The 1287-nt window shown below is 53.8% G+C and carries 2 protein-coding genes; both read right to left on the bottom strand.

Annotated features, from left to right (window positions below; translation table 11 throughout):
• Nucleotides 1–78 precede the first annotated feature (78 nt).
• Nucleotides 79–570 (bottom strand): hypothetical protein, encoded by a 492-nt coding sequence (locus RE6C_RS29390; protein WP_008653194.1) that lies wholly within the window; start codon nt 568–570, stop codon nt 79–81.
• Between the two features lie 117 nt (nt 571–687).
• On the bottom strand, nt 688–1197 hold the full coding sequence (locus RE6C_RS01510; RefSeq protein WP_008653193.1) for a hypothetical protein: 510 nt from the start codon (nt 1195–1197) through the stop codon (nt 688–690).
• Between the last annotated feature and the right edge of the window lie 90 nt (nt 1198–1287).

The raw sequence follows: 1287 nt of genomic DNA, 5'->3' as shown, positions 1-1287 counted from the left end.
TAGTGATCAGCGGGGACGGGCGAACGACTTGCAAGCAGACGACAAAACGAACCACCCGTCCTCCGTTGCATCACATGGTTATTTGGCGTTTTCGTATTGTGCTCGAAGTTCGTCGAGGTCAGTATCGCTGATGAGGTCTTTCGTGCAACCAGATTCGTTGAGTACCCATCGCCAAAGATCGTAGTCGCGATGATCCCGCGGGCATTCCAGTGCCCCCGACCATCGGACGTCGTCGGCCTGCCATCCAGAGATTTTCATGTGCAGTGTTCCATCGTCATCATACGAATGCCATTCACGCCAATACCATGTCGTGTCAGTCGGTTCTTCGTAGCAGTCTCTCCACCATGGCGGTGGATTGTCGATTTGCTGTTGTTTTGTGATGTGCAGCGGATCGCCCGCGCAATTCAGTGAGAACCCAGTGCCATCCTCGTTGAACGCAACAACCATGTTTGCACCGCAGGCGGGGCAAGGAGTGCCGACGATTGAATCAAGAGACGCGTGATCGTGAACCATCGCGATGATGTGATCAGCTTCGTTGTCGAAAATGCCGTAAGTCGTTTGCATTCGCATGCGACATCTTCATCCAAATAACGTTACGCATCAGCGGGCGGCGGGAGTTGGGCTACCAATTGAAAAACCTCTCCACCGCCGCTCCGTTGCATGCGATGGTTCGCCGCATTCCAGCGATCAGGGATGCGATTTAGCTTGAATCTTGGTGACAACAGCCGGAAGGTCGCAAGCGTCCGAAACCGAACCGTCGGCATCTACGAACGCGTACGTTTTTAGGCGAGGGTCGTACACAATAGTATGGGAGAGTTGGTACACGATCCACCACCGATCATCGAATTTCTTCGGCAATGGCAAGGCGGCTGCACGTAGCTCTCGCTTCGTTTGCGATTCAGGAAGCTGTCGGCGTTCTTTGTCGATCGCAGACCGGACATCAGGCGGCCAAATGTAGGAAGCGTAGTTCTCGGGTGAAATACCGAGGGATTCGGCAATGCGTTGCGATTCGGAAATCGGGGAGACGAACGGTTCGACGTCACAGAGCGGAGCGTCAACAAAGGAGTGCGAGTATCCACAGTCGCATGCAAGTTCGTAGGAGAACGTCGCGTCCGCGTCGTTTATGTCGAGGTACTTTAGATCGACATCTTGGATTGCAGAGCAATCCGGGCACTGGATTGGAGCGGTGTGTCCCATTGTGGATTTGAGTCAGCCTACGCGCGGGTGGGTTTCAGTCGGCGAACGATTGAGTTCACCCGCTTAGCAACGAAAAAATTTTCCCTTGCT

Source organism: Rhodopirellula europaea 6C, from assembly GCF_000338295.1.
GTDB classification, from domain to species: domain Bacteria; phylum Planctomycetota; class Planctomycetia; order Pirellulales; family Pirellulaceae; genus Rhodopirellula; species Rhodopirellula europaea.
The sequence above is the reverse complement of the archived record's forward strand: the minus strand, read 5'-3'. Positions and strand labels throughout refer to the sequence as shown.